Annotated in this window: 1 protein-coding gene; it reads right to left on the minus strand. The window is 64.9% G+C overall.

All coding sequences use genetic code 11. The features are described 5' to 3' along the window. Window positions 1-134: 134 nt before the first annotated feature. The coding region (locus ABNF97_RS34035) for a hypothetical protein (RefSeq protein WP_349341083.1) at window positions 135-350 on the minus strand (216 nt) is incomplete at its 5' end.

The raw sequence follows: 350 nt of genomic DNA on the forward strand, positions 1-350 counted from the left end.
CCGGTCTCCCGGGCGATCTGCGACAGACTCAGCCCCGCCTCGTGCAGCGCACGGAACCGGCGCAGCTCCAACCACCGCTCCGACCGCAGAACCATCGCCGCCCTCCGCCCAGCTCATATCGGGCGAAATCTTACTCATCGGACACCCCACCAGGACACCGCCACGCCGTTGACTTGGCCACGTTCATCCGTACCTACCTGGGGACACCAACCCGTACGCCGACAGGTGGTCCAGTCTCCGTTGGAGAGTTGCTGCCATTGGACGGCTGCTTTGATGTGGATGCCGAGCATTTTGGCCAGGATCGCGGCCGGGACCTCGGCGGCGAGCATGAATAGTGCGGTGTTGCGGTC

This window comes from Plantactinospora sp. B6F1 (assembly GCF_040120695.1).
GTDB lineage: Bacteria > Actinomycetota > Actinomycetes > Mycobacteriales > Micromonosporaceae > Plantactinospora.